Here is a 20568-nt window from a genome sequence, read left to right as displayed (position 1 = left end):
GAGCGGCGCCGCCCCCGTTCGCGCCGCCCTCACTCTGCTCCCGCCCGGTCCGTCGGACAAGTGCGGGCGGGGCGGCAGTGGTTGCGCGCAGGGGGCGTGCGGTCACGGAACGATCGGTCGGCGGCGCGCGATGCGCCGCCCCGGCCGGGCGGGAGCACGATCCGGCCCGTCATCCATCAGCGAGGGGTCGCCCGGTGCGCCCACGCGCGGTGGCTCCGGCAGTGGCCGGCGCTCTACTGAAGATTTCAGGGTGGGGTCGGTGGGTTGATGGCCAGACCGGTGGCGGTGAGGCAGCTGTCGACCAGGTGGGGCCGGAGTTGGATTCTGCGTAACTCGCGGCGGAGTGTGCGGTCGAGGTCGTCGGGTGTGCCGAAGGCGGTGTTGGCCGTCGCTCTGCGCACGAGTGACCAGACGGCCTCGACCGGGTTCAGGTCTGGTGCGTATGCCGGGAGGCGGATAGTGGTGAGCCAGTCGTGCTCCGCCTCGTACCGCTTCAGCCCGGTGGCGAGGTGGGTGTTGAGATTGTCCCAAACCACCACGATGGGGCCGTCGAGCTGGATGTGCGCACGGACCAGGAGGTCGCGGTAGTCCTGCCAGGAGAAGCTCCTGCGGGCGCCCTTGAGCAGGAGATGGTTGCGGGGACGGTGAATGAGACGGCTCTTCTCACCGGGTTTGTAGCAGCACAGCGCGGCGACCGAGGTCCGGCGGCGGGAACGGCCGCGGACGCGGACGACTGGGGTCTGCCCGCATCGGCCCCAGGTGCGGGCCCGGGGCGGAGTCATCGAGAAGCCGGCCTCGTCCTCGAAGACGATCCAGGCCCCGGACGCCGCCGCGAGACTTTTACCCGTGGCCAGACCTCCTTCTTCCACAGTTCCACCGCGTGCTCGTCACGCTCAAGGGCTCTGCGGGCGGGTGCCTGCCAGGACCAGCCGTGCCGTTTCAGCAGCCGCCATACCGTCGCTACCGACAGGCTCACCCGCAGACGCCGGCGGATCAGCGTCTGGACCCGGGCCAGCGTCCAGCGTTCGTCGTCGAAGCCGTGCGCCGACGGGCCCTTGCCGAGTTCCTCCTCGAGCACGGCGAACTGGGCATCGGTGACGGTCGGGGCGTTTGCCGGACCCGTCGAGCGCAAGCCCTCCATGCCGCCCTCGCGCCAGGCACGACGCCAGCGTTCCACCGACCTCACACTCACCCGCAGATCCTTCGCGATCACCGCGGTCTTCTGACCCGCCGCGAACCGCATCCCGGCCTGAAGCCGGATCCCCTCACGAAACGCCCGACGCTCAGCGGTCAGGCCCCCACCCTCTGCATACCTCACCTCACCGGCATACCGCAGGGATCATGAACCGTCACTACCCGACGACAACGCGAAATCCTCAGTAAGCGTCCGAGCCACGGGGAGACGTCTCGGCGCGGTCGGACTCGCTACGCAGAACACAGAATTCATTGCCCTCAGGATCGGCGAGGACGGCCCAGCCCACGCCGTTGGGCTCCCGCCGATCAGCGACCAGGGTGGCTCCGAGAGCCAACAGCCGCTCGACCTCCTCCTCGCGCGAGGTCGTCGGACGCAGGCACAAGTGGATCCGGTTCTTGACTGTCTTCGGTTCGGGCACCTGGTTGAAGTACAGCAACGGGCCCTCCGGCAGCATCACCTGAGTCTCCCGGTCGCCCGGTCCGTTCTGCGGATGCAGCGGACCACCGGTCACTTCACTCCAGAACCGGGCCAGCTCATAGGCATCCGAACAGTCGATCGCCACGTTCTGCACTACCGAAACCATGCAGCTCAGCCTGCCTCAGCACCGAGCATTGCACCACCGGAATTGCGTCCGGGGCCCACCCGCCCTTGCCAAGCCGATGCGGGGGCGGGTGGACCAGGTCGTCGCCATCGTCCTTCCCGCCCCCGCCCCCGCCCCGCCCCCGTACCGGCGGTCGCCCGGCTACTTGGCGGCTACTTGAGCGCCGAGAACGCCTTGGTGAAGGCCAGCGGCTGCTGGAGAATCGAACTGCACGTCGCGTCGGCGTGGTTGACGGCCCCGGCCGCACACTGCTTGTCGCGCGTGGAGGACCACATGGCCAGGCGGCCGATTCCCTTCGATGCCGCGAACTCCACGAGCTGGGTCGCGTCCGCCACCGTGAAGATCTCGCTCGTGACATCGTTCACGCCGATCATCGGCGTGACGGCCACGGCCTTCCACGCTGCCGCGTCGGAGAGCCCGAGCACGCCCTTGATCTGTGCCTGCGTGGCCGTCGCCGCCTGAATGGCGTACTGGCCCATGTCCCCGCTGTACGCCGGGCCGTAGTCCATCGCCATGATGTTGACGGCGTCGACCCGTACGCCGTTCTTCTTGGCGTCGGCCAGCAGCGCCACGCCCGGCTGGGTGAGGCCCTCGGGCATCACGGGAAGTGTGAAGGCGACGTCCAGGCCCGGGTGGGACTTCTGCAGCCGGGCGATGGCCTGCGCGCGGCGGGCGTTCGCCGCGGTGTCCGGCAGGGCAGCTCCCTCGATGTCGAAGTCGACCTTGGTGAGCCGGTACTGGTCGACGACCTTCCCGTACGCGGCGGTCAGCTCGTCCACGGTGGAGCAGTTCAGGGCCAGTTCGTGTCCGGCGGCCCCGCCGAACGACACCCGAACGTCGCCGCCCTTGGCGCGCAGCGCACCGATCTGGGCGGCGACCTTGTCGCTCGCGAGGTCCGTCACGCCGCCCCACAGCGGCGCGCAGCCGCCGCCGGAGGTGATGAAGGCGAGGTGGAACTCCTTCACGCCGGTCTTCGTCGCGGTGTCGAGCAGGTCGTACGCGGGGTGCAGCGAGGTGTCCACGTACGGGGCGAAGCGTGCGCCGCCGCCCCCGGGCGCGGGCGTGGAGGTGGGGGCGGTCGCCGTGGGGGAGGGCGACTTGGTCCCGGTCGGTGCGGCGGACGTGACGGGCGCGGTCGGTGCCGGGCTCGCGGTGACGGTGGGCCGGGTGGTGGGGCGCCCACTGGGCTGGGCGGTGGCACCCTGGTCGACCGAGCACTTCACCCCGTTGATCAGGCACCCGGTGGGGTCGCCGAGGGTGCCGGTGCCACTCGCGACGAAGCCGACGGTGACGGAGGCGCCGGCAGCCAACTGCGCGTTCCAGGCGGCGGGCTTCACGGTGACGCGGCGACCGGAAACGGTGTGGGCGCCGTTCCAGAGCGAGTCGATCTTCGTGCCGGCCGGCAGGTCGAACTGGAGGGTCCAGTCCGACTGCGCCTGTCCCGTACTGTTGGTGATCACGTACTGGCCGGTGTAACCGCCGCTCCAGGAGCTGGACTTCGTGTACACGGCGCCGACGGAGGTCGCCTGTGCGGTCCCGGTGAGTGCGAAGGCCGCCCCACCGATCACCGCCGCGGCCACGATCGCGCCCGTGACCTTCGCCGTACGACTCGTCCTGCGCCGGTGCCCGACTGTGCTGCCCATCGCGTGCCTGCCTCTGTGTTACTGGGGAGTTGGGGATCCGTGCAGCACGCTAGCCGCACCGAAACGGACATTCGTTCGTTTCGGTGCGCCCCCGATGACTCTTAGGTTCCGCTTAAGGGAGAGGAAAGAGGCACATCAGGAAGGGGCTCCGCAGAGCCCTTCCATTCCCAGGGTTCTGGCTCTCCACCGTCCAGGAGGGTCCGTGCGGACCCGGCTTCTGTTGTCCTCGGTGGCTCCCCGATCGGCACCCCGAGCGCTGCCGGTGACGTTCAGGCCCCGGGGCGCCTCCACGCAGCGGTTTGCTCCCCTGCGTCAAACCGGGCCGCCCAGCACCCGCTTGACCTGCGCGGGTCGATGATGGAGCGACTAGTGCTCCACACGTTCCGCTTGAGGCGGCGGTGGGGAGGGGCTACGGAAGCCGGGCCGGGCCCGCGGCGGCCTGCCGGCGGACCTGTACCCGACCTCCTCGGCCGACAGGGCATGCGGGAAAGCCCGAAGGACGTTCCCGGCCGGAGTGGAGCCCGCTCCGTTCCTCCGTTCCCCGGAAGCGGGTTTCAGCCGTGCGTGGCGTCGATGACGCAGAAGCGGTTGCCGTCGGGATCGGCCAGGACCACGAAGTCGGGGTCCTCCGGGTAGGAGTCCCAGTCGACGTGCCGTGCTCCCAGTGACACCAGCCGAGTCACCTCTGCCTCCTGCTCGGCCGCGTCCGCCGCGTACAGGTCGAGGTGGACGCGCGGGTGCTCCTGTACGGGCGTGACGCTGCGGCCGAGCGCCAGACCCGGCCCGCTCCCGTCCGCCGGGACCAGGACGGTCCAGCCCTCGTCCACCTCGCCGTCGCGGGGTACGTAGCCGAGCGCCCGGCTCCAGAAGTCCGCGGCCCGCCGTACGTCCGAGGCGCCCATGACGATCGTTCCAAGGGTCAACATGATCTGATTCTGGCAAACCCGGTCCCGGTCCCGGTCGTGGCTACGGAGTCACGGGTCGTCCGATCGCCACCATCGCCGCGTCGTCGTCCAAGGTGTTACCGGCCGCGTGCGCGAGCAGATCCGCGCACACCCGGTCCAGCAGCGCCTGCGGAGCCAGGCCCGACCACGCGGCCACCCGCTCCGCCAGCGGGTAGAAGGTGCCCGCCCCGTCGCGTGCCTCCAGGACGCCGTCCGTGTACAGGAGCAGGAGGTCACCCTCGGCGAACGCGAAGGTCTGCGCGGTGACGGCCGAGGCCACGAGCCCGGCGAGCCCGAGCGGCGGCGACGGCCGGGAGACCGCCAGCTGGACGGCGCCGCCCGCCCGGAGCACGAGCAGCGGCGGCGGATGGCCGCAGCTGACGAGGTGCAGCACCGGCTCGGCGTCGGGGATCTCCAGGACGGCAGCGGTCACGAAGCTCTCGCCCTGGTCCCCGGCGCCGTCCAGGTCCGTGGTGACCGCCGCCTCCAGGTAGTTCACCAGGCCCGGCAGCCCGGCCTCCTGGTGCGCGGAGGCCCGGAAGGCGCCCAGTACCAGCGCCGCGTCCCCGACCGCCTCCAGCCCCTTGCCCCGGACGTCGCCGATGATCAGCCGCGTGCCGGTGCCCGTGCCCGTACGGGCGGCGGCGTACAGGTCGCCGCCGATCTGGGCCTCGGCCGCGGCGGCCAGGTACACGGAGGCGACGCTCAGCGGCCCGATCCGGTCGGGCAGCGGCCGCAGAACCACCCCCTGGGCGGTCTCCGCCACCGAGCGGAGCTGCATCACTTCCTTCTCGTGCACCTCGCGCAGGTGGGCGAAGAAGGTCACGAACACCGAGATCATCACGAGCGCAACGATCTGGAAGGTGTGGTTCAGGTCGGTCAGGCTGGTGCGCGCCATCGCGACCACCACCTGGGCCAGCACGGCGACCAGACCGACGAAGCCCGTCATCCACGGCCCCGCGAACGAAGCGGTCACGGCCGGAGCAGCGACCAGGAACGGCCCGAGGTGCACGTCGGGCGGAGCGAGCACATCGACCACGGTCACGAGGGCGATCAGCGCGAACGGGACCGCCAGCTGCGCGGTGCTGACCTTCGCGGACCGGTGGTGACGTGGGTGCGACGGCCGGAGTTCCATCCCTCCTGCATACACCGCACGGCGATCCGGGGCCCCGAAGCCAGGCCGTCGGGGCCCCGCCGGTATCGGACCGGGCGCCGGTTACGGACGGCGGCGGGGCTTGCCGCTCTGGCCGCTCCTGCCGCCCTTGGCCCCCTTGGGGCCGCCGGAACCACCGCGGGGGTTCTTGGCCGCCGGCTTTCCGGACGCCGACCTGCCGGATCCCCCCTTGCCACCCGCTCCCGCTCCCGCACCCGCACCCGTTTCCGGGCGCTTGCGCTTCGCCTTGGGCTGCGGCGGGGTCGGTGCGCGGCCCCGCGTGCTGTTCACGGTCCGGCCGCGGACGATCCCGATGAACTCCTCCACCAGGTCGGTGGTCTCGTCCTGCGGCCACGACAGCGCGACCCGCGAGGCGGGCGCGTCCGCGACCGGCCGGTAGGTCAGGTCCTTGCGGTGGTGCAGACGGGCGAGCGACTGGGGGACGACGAGCACGCCCACCCCGGCCGCCACCAGCTCGATCGCGTCCGCCGTCGTCGCGGGGCGCTCGATCGCGGGCCTGCCCGGCAGCTGCTCCCACTCCAGGGTGTCGTCGAGGGGGTGGAACACGATCTCATCGGCAAGATCCTCGACAGACACCTCGTCCGCCGCGGCCACCAGGTGATCCTTGGGGATCACCACCACCGTGGTCTCGGTGTAGAGGGGGATCGCGCTGAGGTCCGTACGATCCACCGGCAGCCGCACGAATCCGGCGTCGGCACCGCCCGCCCGCAGTACGCCGAACACCTCGGTCGGAGACACCGCGACCAGGGTCAGCGGGACGTCGGGCAGCCGCTCGTTCCAGATACGCACCCACTTGCTGGGTGTCACCCCGGGGACATAAGCGAGCCGGAACGAATGGGGTACTTCCGAGCCTGTCACCCCGCAAGGTTACCGGTCGTGGTCGGAGGTAGCGCACACGCTCGATACTCTTGACACCATGACGTCGCACCAGAACACCCAGACGATGAAGCCCGCGACCGCGGCGAAGAAGCTGGGCGTGTACCTCGAGGCCACCCCCGCAGAGTTCCAGGAGGGTGTCGTCTCGCGCAGCGAATTGAGTGCGCTCCAGGCCGATCCGCCCCAGTGGCTGACGGAGCTGCGCGCCAACGGTCCGCACCCCCGACCGGTGGTGGCGGCCAAGCTCGGCGTGTCCATCGCGGGCCTCGCCCGCGGCGGGGTCACCGAGCCCCTCACCACGGAGCAGATCGAAGCGCTGAAGCAGGAAGCCCCCGAGTGGCTGCAGCGTGAGCGCGCCACCCAGGCCGAGGTCCGCAAGGAGACGGTCCGCATCAAGGAGATGAACGCGGAGCGGGCCGAGAAGGCCCGCGGCCAGAACTCCTGACCTGCGGCTCCACCTCCCGCCAGGCCTGGCTTCCCCATGGGGAGCCGGGCCTGACGCCTTCCCACGCCGGTACGCCCCCGGGCCCCGCCGGCGTCCCCCCGCCTCGCCCCGCCTCGCCCCGCCGGGTCGGCCGACGTTCCCCGGCCTCGCTCCGCCGGGTCAGCCGACGCTTCCGCCGTCCGACCGGAGCAGCCGTACCGCACGGTCGAGCCGGGTCCGCCTGGCCTCCGGCGTGAGCGCCTGGAGCAACGGCAGGATCACCTGGTAGCGCCCGGTCCGGTCGAGCGCCTCGAACGCCTCCCGGGCCTCGGGGTGCGCCTCGAAGGCCGCTGCGAGATCGGGTGGCACCGCCGCCGTCTTCTGCGACTCGTAGGCGTGTGTCCACCGCCCGTCCGCCTGCGCCCTGCGCACCTCGGCGAGCCCGGGCTCACGCATCCGCCCCGCGGCCGTCAGCTCCGCGACCTTGTCCACGTTCACCTGTGACCACAGGCTCCTGGGCCGACGCGGCACGTACTTCTGCAGGTAGTACCGCTCGTCCAGGGCACGTCGCTGACCGGAGATCCACCCGTAGCACAGGCCGATGTCGACGAGCTCGTCATCGGTGACCGATGCGATGCCCGACTTCTTCTTGGCCAGCTTGATCCACACGCCCTCGTGGCGCGTGTGGTGCTCGGCCAGCCACCGCTCGAACGCCTCGGCGTCCGCGAAGCCGATGATCTCCACCCCGCCCAGTTCCTCCATGCGCGCACGCTACCGCCCGCCGACCGGGCCGCACTCCGTCGACACGGCCCGGAAGCGGGGCCGGAAATCACCGGTGCGGCCTCCAACGAGGTCCTGAGCGTGTGGAGTTCGACAACCGCGATCGCGGATCGGCCCGGGGGTGTAAGCCCGGGGGCCGATGTCCGGCCCCGGGGCGGCTGAATACGGTCACGCCATGGACACACCACCGAAGGACAGCAAGAACGCCCGGGCCACCCGGGCCACACGGGCCACCCGCACCCCCGAGATCACCAGCTCCGAGGAGAGCGTGAAGGCCGCGCAGACCACGCGGAGTTCGACACCGGGGCCGCGGGCGGCCCTCACGGCCTGGGGCGGCGCGGTCGTCTACGCACTCGTCGTGGGCCTGCTGATCGGCGGTGTCCCGTACGCCGCCGGACCGCTCCTCGGAGCGGTGCTGCTGTTGGCCGTGACCCCCCTCGTCCCGCTGCTGCGGCGCAGGCCCCTGGCAGTACTGGGCCTGACCCTCCTCGGCGGCATGACCGTCGCGGCAGCCGGCAGGGATGTCGGTCCGGGCCGGTTGCTCGTCTTCCTCGCCTCGGACCTGGTCCTCGGTCTCATCGTCGCCACGCGCCCCCGCCGGGACGCGGTCATCGCCCTCGTCACGGTGTCCGTCGTCGAACTCCCGGCCGTCGGGATGCTGTCGCACGGCTACGACCTGACGAGCACGGCCCTGATCGCGCTCCTGTCCCTGGGCGCCGTCTACATGACCGGCCTGCGGTTCCGTGAGCGCCGTGAGCACACGGCCGAGCTGCGCACGAAGCAGGTGTCCGAGGCCGTGACCGCCGAACGGCTGCGCATCGCACGCGAGTTGCACGACATGGTCGCCCACAGTGTCGGCGTCATCGCCATCCAGGCCGGTGTCGGCAGCCGCGTCATCGACACCCAGCCGGCAGAGGCCCGCGCCGCCCTGCGGGCCATCGAGGCCACCAGCCGCGAGACCCTGTCCGGCCTGCGCCGAACCCTGGTCGCGCTGCGCCGGGCGCAGCCCGACGGCCCCGAGGGGGAGGCTCCGCTCGGACCCACCCCGGGGATCGCGGACCTCGAGGGGCTGGTGGCCACCACCGCCGACGCGGGCGTGCTGGTGGACGTACGGTGGGAGGGGCGGCGCAGTCAACTGCCGCCCGAGATCGACCTGTCGGCGTACCGCATCGTGCAGGAGGCGCTGACCAATGTGGTCCGCCACGCGGGCACCGGGCACTGCCGGGTCACCATCGGCTACGGGGAACAGGAGCTGACCGTGGAGGTCGTCGACGACGGGCGTGGTACGCCCGACGGCATGGGAGGTACGGGATTCGGCCTCATGGGGATGCGCGAGCGCGTCAGCCTGCTGCACGGCCGCTTCAGCGCCGGCCCGCGGGACGGCGGCGGCTTCCGGGTCGAGGCGGCGCTGCCGCTGCCGGTCACCGCGGCGGCGCCGGACGGACTGCGATGAGCGTCCCTTCCGCGGAGGCCGTCCGCGTCCTGCTCGTGGACGACCAGCCGCTGGTCAGGTCCGGCCTGCGGGTCCTCATGGCCGACACCGGCGACCTGGAGGTCGTCGGTGAGGCCGGGACGGGCGGGGACGGCGTCCGCCTCGCCGCCGAACTCCGCCCCGACGTGGTGGTGATGGACATCCGGATGCCGGGCATGGACGGCATCGAGGCCACCCGGCAGATCACCGCGGGGACGGAGGCCGTCAAGGTGCTCGTGCTGACCACCTTCGACGAGGACGACCACGTCTACGGGGCGCTGCGCGCCGGTGCGAGCGGATTCGCCGTGAAGGACATGGCCGTGGAGGAGATCCTCGCAGCGATCCGGGTGATCGCCGCGGGGGACGCCCTGATCGCGCCGGGAGTGACACGACGGCTGATCGCGGACTTCGTCCGGGCGCCGTCCGCTCCCGCGGCCCCGCCCCGGGAACGGACGGCGCAGCCCCTCGCGGGGATCACCGAACGCGAGCGGGAGGTCCTGACCCTGGTGGGGCGGGGCCGTTCGAACAGCGAGATAGCGGCGGAGCTGTTCATCTCGGCGGCCACGGCCAAGTCGCACGTATCGCGTCTGTTCACCAAGCTCGGCGCCCGGGACCGGGTTCAACTCGTCATCACTGCCTACGAGATGGGGCTGGTCTCACCGCCCCGCTGAGGGGCCCGGGCGCCGCGGCAGGCGGCCGCTGAATCGATTCCTCAGGCGGTCACGGTCTCGGGGCGACTCTCGTCCCGGCGCCCGGGGGAGGCGGCGGAACGCGAGGAGAACAGCCCGTCCACGGCAAGGGCGCCGGGGCCGGTGAACACCAGCAGGAGGAAGGCCCAGCAGAACATCGCCGAGGCCTCGCCGCCGTTCTGGAGCGGCCACAGAGCTCCGGGCTGGTGCACGGTGAAGTACGCGTACGCCATCGAACCGGAGGCGACGAAGGCGGCCGCCCGCGTGCCGAGGCCCAGCAGGATCAGGGCGCCGGCGACGAGCTGGATGGCGGCGGCGTACCAGCCGGGCCAGGTGCCGGTCGCGACGGTGCCGCCACCGTGCGCACCGCCGAGGACGCCGAAGAGGGATGCGGCCCCGTGCGAGGCGAAGAGCAGTCCGGTGACGATCCGGAACAGGCCGACGGCATAGGGCTGGGCATGGTCGAGACGTGCGTTCATGGGGGGAGGCTCCTTCGGTAGGGGACGGGTCCCGAAGTCGTGCCGAGGCCCTCGAGCGAGGGCGAGCCATAGGTTAGGTAGGCCTAACCGGGCTGACAAGCGCGACTTCAGGCCACCCGCCGAGGGCGTCACGACGCTACCGCGTGCCGGCAGGGTCGCGCGGCGGGCGCGCGGGGCTTGCGGGCAGCGGGGGGTTTGCGGGGCGCGCGGGGTTCCCCTCCTCGGCGGCGGTGGGCCGCGTACGCGTCTCAGGGCGGGGGAGGGGTCGGGGACCCGCCGGTCCACTCCCCTGTGACGGACCGGCAGGTCCGCGTCTGAGTCCGAGCCTAGGACCCGCCCGGATCCCCGCATGTGCATCGCGCGCAGGTTTCCTTGATCTTGCGTGCAAGGGGTTTGGGCACCCGGCCGTGTGGTTCCCCTGCCGGGCGGCCCTGTCCGCTGGCGTCCCGCGGACCGTTGGGGTCCGCTGGAGGCGTGAGCATCCTCCCTGGCCATGACTGGTGGAACGGACTCCCGCCCGCGGCGGGAGCCGCCGTCATGGCCACCGGCATCATCTCCGTGGGCCTGCACCTGACCGGGCACGAGGCGGTGTCACTGGTCGCGCTGGTCGTCGCCGGGGTGCTGTGGCTGGTGCTGGCCGCCGACTTCGCCTCCCGGCTGCTCAGCGACCGCGGGCGGTTCCGCGCCGAGGCCGACACGCCGTGTGCGCTGACGGCCGTCGCCGCCACCACCATCATCGGGACCCGGCTCTCGCAGCAGGGCTGGCAGACGGCGGCCGCCGTGCTGCTCGCGGTGGCCGCACTGTTGTGGCCCGCCCTGCTCTTCAACGTCGTACGGCACTGGCGGCGGCGCATGCCGGGAGCGGCCTTCCTCGGCTGCGTCGCCACCCAGGGGCTCTCCGTCCTCGCCGCCTCCCTCGCCGATGCCGATCAGCAGGACTGGCTGGCCCGGGCGGCGCTGGTCACGTTCTGCCTCGGGCTGCTGTGCTACCTGGCGGCCCTGTTCCGCTTCGACCTGCGCGAGGTGGTGGGCGGGGCGGGCGACCACTGGGTGGCGGGCGGTGCGCTGTCCATCTCCGCCCTGGCCGGATCCAAGCTCACGGCATCACCCGTATGGACCGGTTCGGCGCACACCACCCTGCGTACCGTCACCCTGGCCCTGCTCGCCCTGTCCCTCGTCTGGTACGTCGTCCTCCTCGCCGCCGAACTGCGCCACCCCCGGCCGCGCTACGACATCCGGCGCTGGGCGACCGTCTTCCCGCTCGGTATGACGGCCACCGCCTGCCTCTCGGTGGCGGACCCGGCCGGGATCGCCTGGCTGCGCCCGCTGGGCGAGGTGCTGCTCTGGATCGCCGTGGGCGCCTGGCTGCTGACCTTCTCCGCACTGGTCGTCTCGCACCTCACCGCCGGGCGCGCGGCGCCGGGCCGCTGACCGACGACCGCTGGCGGCGCCCACGCGCCGAGCCCGTGCGCCCGCGCCGTGTGGCGAGGGCGCCGGCACCTCAGTAGGGTCCCGGCATGGCGTACACATTCCAGGTGACCATCGACTCGGCCGACCCGCACACGCTCGCCGACTGGTGGGCGGACGCCCTGGGGTGGGAGGTGGAGCCGAGCGACGAACCGTTCATCCGTGGCCTGATCGAGGCGGGCCACGCGACCGAGGACGAAACCAAGACCCACCGCGGCACCCTCGTCTGGAAGGCGGGCGCCGCGATCCGCCACCCGGAGGGCCTGGAGCGCGCGCCCCGCGTCCTCTTCCAGCTGGTTCCCGAACCCAAGACGGTCAAGAACCGCGTCCACTTCGACGTCCGTACGGATTCCGACGACCCGCAGGCCCTGGTTCAACGCCTCATCGCCAAGGGCGCCAAACACCTCCACGAGGGCAGGCAGGGCCCCAGCGTGTGGACGACACTGGCCGACCCCGAGGGCAACGAGCTCTGCGTCTCGCACTAGGAGCTGTCCGGCCGGTCATGTGACGGCCTCGTGGTCGGGTTGCTGTCTTGAGCATGGGGCGGGCTGATCGCGGCGATCGACGGGATTCTGCACCGAGTGCGGACCCAGGCAGTGGCGATCCCTTCGACAAGGCCGGCTGCAAGCAGCTGAACACCGTCGAGCGCCGCATCGACAAGCTCGAACAATGGCGCGGACTCGCCACCCGCTACGACAGGACAGCGACCATCCACCGGGCCGCCCGGCGGGAGCGGCGCAGGGAATCCGACCACGCGACGGCGGCGGCACCTCGCACCTGCACCCCGACGCCCCCACCCCTCCTGGAACGGCAGGGCGACACAGGCGGACGGGCGCCCGTCGGCGCGGCAGCCGACGACCATGCCGAGGCTGCCGCCTGGCTCAGCAGCCCGACCCCCGACCCGGCCGCCTGGACGGCCCCCGCCGGCCTCTGCCGACCAGGGCCGCACCTCCTTGCCCCCGAACGTACCCGCCGCCCGGAGGCCGGCGGTCGGCCGGCCATGCCGAGTGGGTTCTCGGGGCTGCAGTAGGGGCAGGGATCGACGCCTTCGGCGAACGGAGCCACCACGGCGGTGATCGCGACGGGGGCGGCGGGACGGGAGGCGCGAACGCTCTCGTGGGAAGGCGACAAGTACGGGGTGAGGCCGCTACGACAGGTGGCCGGGGAGGGGAACGCGTGTGAACGCGGACGAAGACGAACTGCTGACCAGGTCGGCCCGGGAGACCGACGCCTTCGAGGCGCTGGTCGTGGGGCTGTCGCCGCACCTGCACGGCTATCTGGCGCGAAGAGCGCCGAACGCGGCGGACGACCTGCTGGCGGAAGTGTGGCTGCAGGCCTTCGCCGGGCGCGCCGGCTTCGACGCGGCCCGGGGCACGGCCAGGGCCTGGCTGTTCGGCGTGGCCCGGAACGTCCTTGCGGGTCACTGGAGGCGGCTCGGCCAGGACCGGTCCGATCCGCATCCGCCGGAACCGGGCAGCGACCCCTGGCAGGCCGTGGACCAGCGCCTGGACGCCGCGGCCTGCGCGCCACTGCTGCGCGAAACGATCGCCGGCCTGCCGGCGGTGGAACGCGAGCTGCTGCTGCTCGTCGCCTGGGAGCAGCTCACCCCCACCGAGGCGGCGGACGTGGTCGGCATCCCGGCCGGAACGGCCCGCTCGCGGCTCCACCGCGCCCGCGGTCGCCTGCGGACCGCTCTCGGTACCCCCAACTCCTTGAGTCTTTCTGGAGAGATGACATGACGGACCGCACGACAGACCCCCTGGACCTCTTGGACTTCCCCGGCGCCGACCGGCTGCGCGCGGCCGGCGTGGTCGCCGCGCCCGGCCCCGCGGTCGTAGCGGCCGCTCTGTCGGCCGTACGCTCCGCCGAGTCGGCGGAGCGTGAAACCGCGCCCGGGACCGTGCCGCTGCGGCCGCGACGCCCCGGGCGGCGCACCCGCAGGCTTCTGGTGTCGGCCGTGGCGATCGCCGCGATCGCGGCGGGCGTGAGCGTCTACCCGGTCAGCGGCCTGCGGGGGTCGCCGCCCGCGGCGACCGCCAGCGCCGCCGACTTCCTGCGCCGGGTCGCCGCGACGGAGGCTGCGGACACGGCCACGGACGCGCCGTACTGGAAGGCCCACATGCTGGACGCCTACTGGGGCGATCCCCACTCCACGCATCTCGAATATTTCGAGACGCCGTTGGTCAACGACTCGAGTATGTGGGTGTCGTCCGACGCCGTGTTCTCCCAGAAGGGAGCCGACGGGGAGATCGTCAAGACCATCGGGTTCACGCCGCATTGGATCACGCCCGTCAAGGGCGCCCACAGAGAGGGCCTCAGCTGGGAGGAGGTGAAGCGGCTTCCCTCCGACGCCGAGGCACTCAAGGTGGTCCTGGAGGACTTCTTGCCCGGAGGTCCCGGGTCGGACAGCGAGGCCGATACGTTCGCGGCCTACATGGGCACCCTGAACCACCTGCTCGTGCTCGCGCCCCTCGAACCACGTCAGCGTGCGGCCGTGTACGAGGTCCTCGCGGACATGCCGGGGCTCCGGCTGGTCGGGCCGGTCCAGGACAGCACGGGCCGCGCCGGGACCGCCGTGGAAGTGGACACCCGCACCTCACGCATCCGCATGATCATCGACCCCGGGACGGGCGGACCGCTGGAGACGACCGTCCGCTACCGCGGCGGGAAGTACGACGGGAAGATCGCCAAGCGCTCGACCATCCTGTCGGCCGGCCCCCAGCAGAGCATCCCCCCGTACCAGGAACGACCGCCGAAGGGGAGCGCGCTGCCCGATCCGAGCACACCGGCTCCCTAAGGGTGTCCGCAACGTAGCGTCGGCACCCGGAGGGCGTGGCCCGCGGCGTGTCACTGAGGTTGGACCGAGCACGCTTGTCAGAGGAGTGCGCTTTCCTGTCCGTCATGGACCTCACGCAACCGATGCTCAACGAGCTGCTGGACCGGATCGACGCCCCGGGTGGTGTTCTGCACCTGTCACTGGACACCGACCCGCACATGCTCGTGGACAGGCTGGCCGACCGTTACGGGGCACCACGGACCCTGGTCCTGGACGGCTTCACGGACCCGACCGTGGACGAGTCCCGTGGCGCGGCTCTTCTCGCTGTCCTCGAAGGCCGGGGCGAGACGATTCGGGCATGGGCGTACGGAGGTGAGTGGATCGGCGCCGGCACCGCTCGGGACGAGCAAGGGGTCGTCCGGCCGGTGCTGGCGGCCGTGCCGCGGCGGGTACAGGTGCCGGCTGCAGGGGGGACCGGCCGGGACGAGGACTGGGTCGAGCGGCTCGTAGCCATCACCGCCTGGGCCTCGCCCCCGCAGCGGCCGGACGTCGACTGGGCCCAGATCGAGGCAGAGGTGGGCACGCGCCTTCCCGGCGACTACAAACGCATGGTGGAGACATTCGGGGAAGGCGCCTTCGACGGATACCTCACTCTCAACCAGGAGCCGTGGACCCACCTCCGCGAGGACGGCCTGCTCATCTGGGCAAGCACCGAGCACGAGAACCTGTACTGCTGGCGGACCGACGACAGCACCGACCCGGACAGCTGGTCCGTCGCCATCCGGACCTTCGACGACGACGTGGCCCCCTTCGACTGCTCGGCCGCGGAGTTCATCTGCCGCATCCTCCTCGACCCGCACCATCCGTTCACGATGGCCCACTACTTCGACACCCACTGGTTCATGAACTACCGCGACAACGAGTGACCCGACGTGCCGCCATCGGTTGCGCGGGCCCGATGAGTGCGCTGTGCCAGGTTCATTCGGGCGCAGCGGCTGACGGCCCGGCAGCCGGTCCGACATCGATGGCAACCGGCACGCCCGGCCGGACCGCAGCGCGGACAGCCTCGATCACCAGCCTTTGGTCATCTGGCCGCATTGCGGTGAGCGGGAGCTTGAGCTCGGGTTCGCCGGCCTGACGACAGCGGATCACGTACCCGTGGCGCCCCATGTCCTCCACGTCGACGCTGTCGAGGTCGGCCAGCGGTAGCCGCCGGATCGTGATGCCCCGGCGCACGGCGACGCACCCGTCCGCCACCGAGACGGAGACAGTCCAGTACAGGACGAAGACGAAGACAGTGGCCGCCGCCCCGAGCACCGCCGCCCCGCAGCTCCCAGCACCCGCCTCCGCCCTCGCCCGGCCCGCGGCCGCCCCGGCACCGGAGCCGGCCTCCGGCGCCGCACCGCGCCGCGACGGCGGGCACCCAACCGTCGTCATGCTTCCGCGAACGCTTCCCGTACAGCAGCATCAGGCAGCAGACTCACCCTCACGGCCTTCGTCGTGGCCACGTGCGCACCTTGGTCGGAGCACATGGTCAGACGAAGGCCGCCCCAGCGTCCGGCGAATGCCCAGCTGGGCCACCCGGTTCGATACGCCGTTCGAAGTCAGTCAGGCAGCGCCACGGTGAGATCCACCTCTACGAGCTGTCCGGCAAAGCCCAGCTGGGCAACGCCCAAGAGCGTGCTGGCGGTGGTGAACGCCGGCCCCAGGGCAGACTCGGTGAGCCGACGCCATGCGGCTCCGAGAATGTCCCTCTCGTCGCTCCGCACGTAGATCACTGACCGCACTACGTGTTGCGGCTGGGCACTCGCCGCGGCCAGCGCAGTAAGCGCGTTGGCGACCACCTGGTCGACCTGCGTCTCGAGGGAACCGGCACCGATGAGGTCACCGTTCCGATCAAGCGGGCACTGTCCCGCCAGGTAGGCCGTACGCCCTGCCTCTACCACCGTGATGTGGTGGTAGCCGGGCGTCTCATGCAGCTGCTCGGGGTTGATGCGGGTGATCTTCTCAGTCATGTCCGCGAGTCTGCCCAGCGTGGTGCCGGCACGCACCGCAATTTCCCCACCGGCAAGCACTCCGCAGCAACCTGAGGATAAAGAACAAGCTGAGTCCCGCGGCCGACCGGCGGCCAGTCCTCGACGAGCGACGGCGCGGGCCCGTCCACGGCACCAGCCGGCGGGAAGGACCGCGTCCATTGCGCTGCCGTGGCCCGCACGGGCCGGCGGTCGGCGAGGTCCGGCCGAGGACCGTCGTCCAGATCTGACCTACGAACCCACCACGCTTGCACCGTCCACTGGACCGGCTCGGCCGGGAGCGGTCACGGGATATGGAGACTGGTGGTGTAGACGTCCGTACGGTTCTGTGGTGCGTCGGAGTGGGTCTCGGTCAGTACCGCCCGTACTCCCTTGCCGTCCGCCACCAGGCCTTGGTAGTCGCCGAGGAAGTAGCCCCCGGCGAACGGTGCCTGCAGCCAGTCGAAGACCCGCGAGATCCGTCGTTCGGAGCGGCGCCTCACGTCTCCGTGCGGCAGCGTGGCCAACTGGTAGGCGGTGGGCAGGGTGGTGGTGTCGCCGGGCTCGAGGAAGCGCAGGTCGTAGTAGGTGAGTGCGACTGTGCCCCGTTCGTCCACCGCGATCGACGGGGAGAAGGCCGGCACGCCCTGCGGGCTGATCAGCTCGGGGGTCCCCCAGGTACGTCCGCCGTCGGTGGAGCGCACGAGCTGGACGGAGTCGAAGCTTCCGCCGGAGAAGTCCGAGCCCTCGTAGGCCATGTACAGCGTGCCGGTCTTCGGGTCGACGGCCGGGCTGGGCAGAGTGGCCCCGGCGCGCAGCGTCTTGGTGGGGTCGTTCGGATCGACCTCCGGTACGGAGGTGTCCCGGGCCACGGTGATCGGGGCACTCCAGGTCTCTCCGGCATCGGTCGAGGTGACCACCGCGTAGTGGGCCTCGGTGACGGTGCTCAGGTCGCCGGAGTAGGTGATCCGGTCGAAGAAGTCGTACAGGGTGCCGGTGCGGCGGTCGACGACGATCACGTGGCCGATGGTCTGCGTGTTGGGCACGGCGCTGGTGTCGACGAACGGCCGGGCCCTGCTCCAGGTGCGGCCGCCGTCGCGGGTCAGGGAGATGTAGCCCGGACCGTCGAGCGAACCGGGGCCGGGTGGGTCGTTGTCGAGGCGGTCCCAGACCTGGTAGGCGGTGCCCTTGCGGTTCGGGTCGGCGGTGAGGGAGGGCTTGTCGTTGAAGAACGGCTCCTCGTCGACGTGCGTGGTGGTGAGGTTCTGCCAGGTGCGGCCGCCGTCGCGGGAGGTGGCGGCCAGGAGGGCACTGCGCGTGCTCCTCGTGAAGTCCACGCCCTCCCCGCCGGCGTAGACGGTGCCGTCCGGTCCGGTGCTCACCCAGGGGTCGGAGGCCCGTTCGAAGTCCGCGCCGCCCGGTGCGCACAGGCTGAACGGCAGCGTGCTCCGGTGGAAGGTGCGGCCGTCCGTGGTCCAGCTGGCCACCAGGCCACGGGCGGCCCCGTCGTTCCAGCGGTCCTGCTGGAACACGGTGACCACGCGCTTGGGGTCGCGCGGATCGACGGACAGGTACGGCTCGACCTCGGTGCCCGGGTAGACGACGCTGTCGGGGGACCTCGCACCGATGGTGCAGTCCGCGTACGGGTCGCCGTGGGACACCCTGATCAGCGGCGCACCGTCGGGGACGGGGTTCCGGTCCGCCGCCGCGGGAGTCGCGCCGGTGACCGTGGCCAGCAGGAGCGCGGCGGTGGCGACAGCGGTCGGGGGCAGGAGGGCGCGCATGTGGGATCTCCTCCGAGGGCCTGGGCGGCCGGGTGCGGGACCGCCGTCGTAGGGGCGGCCTGGGGCGCGGAGGGGTACGGAATACGGGGGGTGGGCGACTCCGCTTGATCCTTTTCGGCGTGGTGGGTGGCGCTCTTGATGGGCCGAACGGGCGGATCGTCCGGGCGGATCGGGAAGAGCGGGACCCGGTCTCGGCGGGATCGGGTGCCGGCCGGTTTCGGGGCTGCCGGACGGGTGCTTGCGGTCCTCCGGGAGCGCGACGCATCCCGAGGCCGCGAGCAGCGAGACAAGGAGTTCCGGCGGTGGACGAGCCGGAGCGCGACCGCCTGCTGCACATCGCGGGCGGCCGCGGCACCACCCTTCCCGGCCACCCCGCTGTCCGGCGCACCGGGTGGCCAGGTGGCCGGTCTTCGTGCTGCGGTCCCGGGCACTCAGGGGAGGAACGTCACTGCCGGGAAGGCTGGGGACGGCCCGTCGAGCAGGTGTTCCCGACGGTGGCGCAGGTGCTCGTCGAAGAAGGCGAGGGGGTACGCCTGCTGGATCCGCACCGCCTGATCGGGATCGAGGGTGCCGATCACGTCCTGGAGCTGCTGCCCGCTCCATCCGAGCAGCTTCGCCACCTGTGGGAACAGGGCCTCGTTGTCGCCGTACGAGACGTGGGCGGCGCCCTGGGCCTGGATGTTCAGCCGCCAGCCCCGTAGGAGCGACCAGAATGCGGCGGCCGCGGGGTCGGTTGCCCGGGTGAATGCGGCGGACATCATCATGAACGGCCGGTCCAGGTCGCCGGTCAGGGGCGGGTTCATCTGCATCGGGCCGTCGAGGCTCAGCCCGGCCCGGATGCGCTCGTCCGCGAGTGCGGCGCAGGCGGTGGCGGTGGCGCCCTTCGACCAGCCGAACGCGCCCATGCGCTGCGGGTCGAGAGAGCCGAGCAGTCCGGCCGGCAGCTTCCTCCGGGCGACGTCCGGATTGCACCCGGCGGCGAGCTGCTCGACGCAGTCGAGGACGAAGCGCAGGTCGGCGGCGAAGTCCCCGGGCATTGTCGGCGCCTGCGTGTCGCGGAGCGGGACGGCGACCCGACCGTCGGGGAACTCGGTGTACGTGTCGTACTGGTGGGCCACCGTCACAGCCGCGTATCCGTGGCTGGCGAGCTCCTGGACCATGACGGTGTGGTCGCCCTGGTGACTGTGCGCGCCGTGCGAGAACACGACGACGGGCAGCCGTCGGCCCGACCGTCGCACCGGAGCGCCCACGTGGCCGGCCGTCAGCGGCCCCAGGGAGGCCAGAGCGCTCAACCCCGCGTCGGCGAGGAACGCCTGAAACGCGCCGGCCGGCATCCAGGGCGCCACCGGGTACCGCTCGACATCCCGGGCCGGGTACCAGACGGTGGCCATCAGTTCGCGGAAGTGCCCGGGGCCCGCGATGTCGTCCGGACGTGACCGGTCGACGAGGTGCAGCTGGACCGTGCCCACCGGGTGAGGCCCGGTCGGCACAGGCAGCGTGAGCCGCGTCGAGGCGGGGGCGACCGAGGCCGAGTCCGCCCACGCGGGGCCGGCGACGGTGGCAAGAGGCACCGCGGCCCCGGCGGCCAGCGCGGTTCCCAGCATGCGGCGGCGCGTCATGCCCTTCCGGCTGATGAACGGCGTAGTGGTCATGGGTTCCTCCCGTGGTGACGGATCGTCAACCGTGCCGCGACGGCCAGTCCGTGGGCACAGGGGAACGCTGTCACGTGCCCCTCCCGCGCAGCATCGGCCCACAGGTCTACAACCTGGGGCCGATGTGGTCAGCGGTGTCATCCGGTTACGAGGCTGTCCCGATCACCTCGGGCTCGCGTGGGTCCACATGGGGCGGCGTCGGGCTCCGCGGCGAGGAGACCGCGTGGCTCACGTGCTCAACGTCGTACGAGGCCGGTTCGGGCTGCCGTCGGCGAATGACGACAGGGTCGGCCCGGCAGGCAGGGGCCCCGCGCACCACGATCCGCGCACCGGATCCCGCACGTCACCCAGTGGTCGTCGAGAAGATCCAGCAGCCCGAAGGCCAGCCGTACTTGCCCCGCCATGTCCAGGCCCTTTTCGGTGAACACCTCGCCGGCCCGGACGTCGCCCACTCGTCACCGCCACTCGTCACCGCCACTCGTCACCGGCCTCGACGATGCCGCACTCGGCGAGCCACCGCCGTGCTTCCCGTATGGCTTGCACCTCCACACGAAAAGCACGACGAGTCAAACGGCGGGGTACGGTCACCAGTTCGGATATC

21 protein-coding genes are annotated in these 20568 nt (G+C 71.7%); 8 read left to right on the top strand and 13 right to left on the bottom strand.

Features of this window, described 5'->3' with window-relative positions; translation table 11 throughout:
- Positions 1–245: 245 nt before the first annotated feature.
- From OG373_RS04585 to OG373_RS04555, 7 genes are all read right to left on the bottom strand, one after another.
- Complete coding sequence (locus OG373_RS04585) at positions 246–782, bottom strand: transposase (RefSeq protein WP_397739878.1); 537 nt, start codon at positions 780–782, stop codon at positions 246–248.
- Positions 779–1318, bottom strand: a complete 540-nt coding sequence (locus OG373_RS04580) for a winged helix-turn-helix domain-containing protein (RefSeq protein ID WP_405436021.1) — start codon at positions 1316–1318, stop codon at positions 779–781. The genes OG373_RS04585 and OG373_RS04580 overlap by 4 nt, the downstream gene beginning before the upstream one ends.
- Positions 1319–1376: 58 nt before the next feature.
- The gene (locus OG373_RS04575; RefSeq protein WP_405436020.1) at positions 1377–1778 is read right to left on the bottom strand and encodes a VOC family protein; all 402 of its coding nucleotides are present in this window, start codon (positions 1776–1778) and stop codon (positions 1377–1379) included.
- Between the two features lie 170 nt (positions 1779–1948).
- On the bottom strand, positions 1949–3439 hold the full coding sequence (locus tag OG373_RS04570) for a cellulose binding domain-containing protein (protein ID WP_405436018.1): 1491 nt from the start codon (positions 3437–3439) through the stop codon (positions 1949–1951).
- 554 nt (positions 3440–3993) lie between these two features.
- Positions 3994–4365 (bottom strand): VOC family protein, encoded by a 372-nt coding sequence (locus OG373_RS04565; protein WP_405436016.1) that lies wholly within the window; start codon positions 4363–4365, stop codon positions 3994–3996.
- A 40-nt stretch (positions 4366–4405) separates the two neighbouring features.
- The gene (locus OG373_RS04560; protein ID WP_405436014.1) at positions 4406–5518 is read right to left on the bottom strand and encodes a PP2C family protein-serine/threonine phosphatase; all 1113 of its coding nucleotides are present in this window, start codon (positions 5516–5518) and stop codon (positions 4406–4408) included.
- Between the two features lie 81 nt (positions 5519–5599).
- Positions 5600–6415, bottom strand: coding sequence for a LysR substrate-binding domain-containing protein (locus OG373_RS04555; RefSeq protein WP_405436012.1), 816 nt, complete (start codon positions 6413–6415; stop codon positions 5600–5602).
- A gap of 58 nt (positions 6416–6473) precedes the next feature.
- Between OG373_RS04555 and OG373_RS04550 the strand changes: the two genes are divergently transcribed.
- On the top strand, positions 6474–6878 hold the full coding sequence (locus OG373_RS04550; RefSeq protein WP_405436011.1) for a DUF5997 family protein: 405 nt from the start codon (positions 6474–6476) through the stop codon (positions 6876–6878).
- Between the two features lie 159 nt (positions 6879–7037).
- On the opposite strand, the gene OG373_RS04545 is transcribed toward OG373_RS04550, so the two are convergent.
- Entirely contained in the window at positions 7038–7619 is a 582-nt protein-coding gene (locus tag OG373_RS04545; protein WP_405436009.1) for a YdeI family protein, read from the bottom strand.
- 193 nt (positions 7620–7812) lie between these two features.
- Between OG373_RS04545 and OG373_RS04540 the strand changes: the two genes are divergently transcribed.
- Entirely contained in the window at positions 7813–9090 is a 1278-nt protein-coding gene (locus OG373_RS04540; protein ID WP_405436008.1) for a sensor histidine kinase, read from the top strand.
- Positions 9087–9779 carry a response regulator gene (locus OG373_RS04535; protein ID WP_405436006.1) on the top strand — a complete coding sequence of 231 codons (693 nt, stop codon included), beginning with the start codon at positions 9087–9089 and terminating at the stop codon, positions 9777–9779. Before OG373_RS04540 ends, OG373_RS04535 begins: the two co-directional genes overlap by 4 nt.
- A 41-nt stretch (positions 9780–9820) precedes the next feature.
- On the opposite strand, the gene OG373_RS04530 is transcribed toward OG373_RS04535, so the two are convergent.
- A complete protein-coding gene (locus OG373_RS04530) occupies positions 9821–10276 on the bottom strand; it encodes a DoxX family protein (RefSeq protein WP_405436005.1) in 456 nt (151 codons plus the stop codon).
- Between the two features lie 474 nt (positions 10277–10750).
- Between OG373_RS04530 and OG373_RS04525 the strand changes: the two genes are divergently transcribed.
- From OG373_RS04525 to OG373_RS04505, 5 genes are all read left to right on the top strand, one after another.
- Positions 10751–11707 carry a tellurite resistance/C4-dicarboxylate transporter family protein gene (locus tag OG373_RS04525; RefSeq protein ID WP_405436004.1) on the top strand — a complete coding sequence of 319 codons (957 nt, stop codon included), beginning with the start codon at positions 10751–10753 and terminating at the stop codon, positions 11705–11707.
- Between the two features lie 86 nt (positions 11708–11793).
- Positions 11794–12228, top strand: coding sequence for a VOC family protein (locus tag OG373_RS04520; protein ID WP_405436002.1), 435 nt, complete (start codon positions 11794–11796; stop codon positions 12226–12228).
- Positions 12229–12921: 693 nt separating this feature from the next.
- Complete coding sequence (locus tag OG373_RS04515) at positions 12922–13482, top strand: RNA polymerase sigma factor (protein WP_405436001.1); 561 nt, start codon at positions 12922–12924, stop codon at positions 13480–13482.
- Positions 13479–14540: a CU044_5270 family protein gene (locus OG373_RS04510; protein WP_405436000.1), complete on the top strand. Its 1062-nt coding sequence runs from the start codon at positions 13479–13481 to the stop codon at positions 14538–14540. The genes OG373_RS04515 and OG373_RS04510 overlap by 4 nt, the downstream gene beginning before the upstream one ends.
- Positions 14541–14644: 104 nt before the next feature.
- Complete coding sequence (locus tag OG373_RS04505; RefSeq protein ID WP_405435998.1) at positions 14645–15445, top strand: hypothetical protein; 801 nt, start codon at positions 14645–14647, stop codon at positions 15443–15445.
- 52 nt (positions 15446–15497) lie between these two features.
- Here OG373_RS04505 and OG373_RS04500 read toward each other — a convergent pair whose 3' ends face one another.
- From OG373_RS04500 to OG373_RS04485, 4 genes are all read right to left on the bottom strand, one after another.
- The gene (locus OG373_RS04500) at positions 15498–15836 is read right to left on the bottom strand and encodes a hypothetical protein (RefSeq protein WP_405435997.1); all 339 of its coding nucleotides are present in this window, start codon (positions 15834–15836) and stop codon (positions 15498–15500) included.
- A gap of 287 nt (positions 15837–16123) precedes the next feature.
- Positions 16124–16534: a RidA family protein gene (locus OG373_RS04495; RefSeq protein ID WP_405435995.1), complete on the bottom strand. Its 411-nt coding sequence runs from the start codon at positions 16532–16534 to the stop codon at positions 16124–16126.
- A gap of 302 nt (positions 16535–16836) precedes the next feature.
- Complete coding sequence (locus OG373_RS04490; RefSeq protein ID WP_405435994.1) at positions 16837–18315, bottom strand: sialidase family protein; 1479 nt, start codon at positions 18313–18315, stop codon at positions 16837–16839.
- A 431-nt stretch (positions 18316–18746) separates the two neighbouring features.
- Entirely contained in the window at positions 18747–19967 is a 1221-nt protein-coding gene (locus tag OG373_RS04485; RefSeq protein ID WP_405435992.1) for an alpha/beta hydrolase family protein, read from the bottom strand.
- Between the last annotated feature and the right edge of the window lie 601 nt (positions 19968–20568).

The organism is Streptomyces avidinii (genome assembly GCF_045161815.1).
In the GTDB taxonomy this organism is placed as follows: domain Bacteria; phylum Actinomycetota; class Actinomycetes; order Streptomycetales; family Streptomycetaceae; genus Streptomyces; species Streptomyces avidinii.
Note: the sequence above shows the minus strand (reverse complement) of the source record. Positions and strands in the feature narration are given on the sequence as shown.

Bases quoted from the DNA above. Each gene is read 5' to 3' on its own strand.
- OG373_RS04485 (WP_405435992.1), bottom strand. From the start codon at position 19,967: ATGACCACTACGCCGTTCATCAGCCGGAAGGGCATGACGCGCCGCCGC.
- OG373_RS04575 (WP_405436020.1), bottom strand. From the start codon at position 1,778: ATGGTTTCGGTAGTGCAGAACGTGGCGATCGACTGTTCGGATGCCTAT.
- OG373_RS04530 (WP_405436005.1), bottom strand. From the start codon at position 10,276: ATGAACGCACGTCTCGACCATGCCCAGCCCTATGCCGTCGGCCTGTTC.
- OG373_RS04535 (WP_405436006.1), top strand. From the start codon at position 9,087: ATGAGCGTCCCTTCCGCGGAGGCCGTCCGCGTCCTGCTCGTGGACGAC.
- OG373_RS04510 (WP_405436000.1), top strand. From the start codon at position 13,479: ATGACGGACCGCACGACAGACCCCCTGGACCTCTTGGACTTCCCCGGC.
- OG373_RS04545 (WP_405436009.1), bottom strand. From the start codon at position 7,619: ATGGAGGAACTGGGCGGGGTGGAGATCATCGGCTTCGCGGACGCCGAG.
- OG373_RS04490 (WP_405435994.1), bottom strand. From the start codon at position 18,315: ATGCGCGCCCTCCTGCCCCCGACCGCTGTCGCCACCGCCGCGCTCCTG.
- OG373_RS04560 (WP_405436014.1), bottom strand. From the start codon at position 5,518: ATGGAACTCCGGCCGTCGCACCCACGTCACCACCGGTCCGCGAAGGTC.
- OG373_RS04570 (WP_405436018.1), bottom strand. From the start codon at position 3,439: ATGGGCAGCACAGTCGGGCACCGGCGCAGGACGAGTCGTACGGCGAAG.
- OG373_RS04585 (WP_397739878.1), bottom strand. From the start codon at position 782: ATGACTCCGCCCCGGGCCCGCACCTGGGGCCGATGCGGGCAGACCCCA.
- OG373_RS04565 (WP_405436016.1), bottom strand. From the start codon at position 4,365: ATGTTGACCCTTGGAACGATCGTCATGGGCGCCTCGGACGTACGGCGG.
- OG373_RS04505 (WP_405435998.1), top strand. From the start codon at position 14,645: ATGGACCTCACGCAACCGATGCTCAACGAGCTGCTGGACCGGATCGAC.
- OG373_RS04540 (WP_405436008.1), top strand. From the start codon at position 7,813: ATGGACACACCACCGAAGGACAGCAAGAACGCCCGGGCCACCCGGGCC.
- OG373_RS04495 (WP_405435995.1), bottom strand. From the start codon at position 16,534: ATGACTGAGAAGATCACCCGCATCAACCCCGAGCAGCTGCATGAGACG.
- OG373_RS04520 (WP_405436002.1), top strand. From the start codon at position 11,794: ATGGCGTACACATTCCAGGTGACCATCGACTCGGCCGACCCGCACACG.
- OG373_RS04550 (WP_405436011.1), top strand. From the start codon at position 6,474: ATGACGTCGCACCAGAACACCCAGACGATGAAGCCCGCGACCGCGGCG.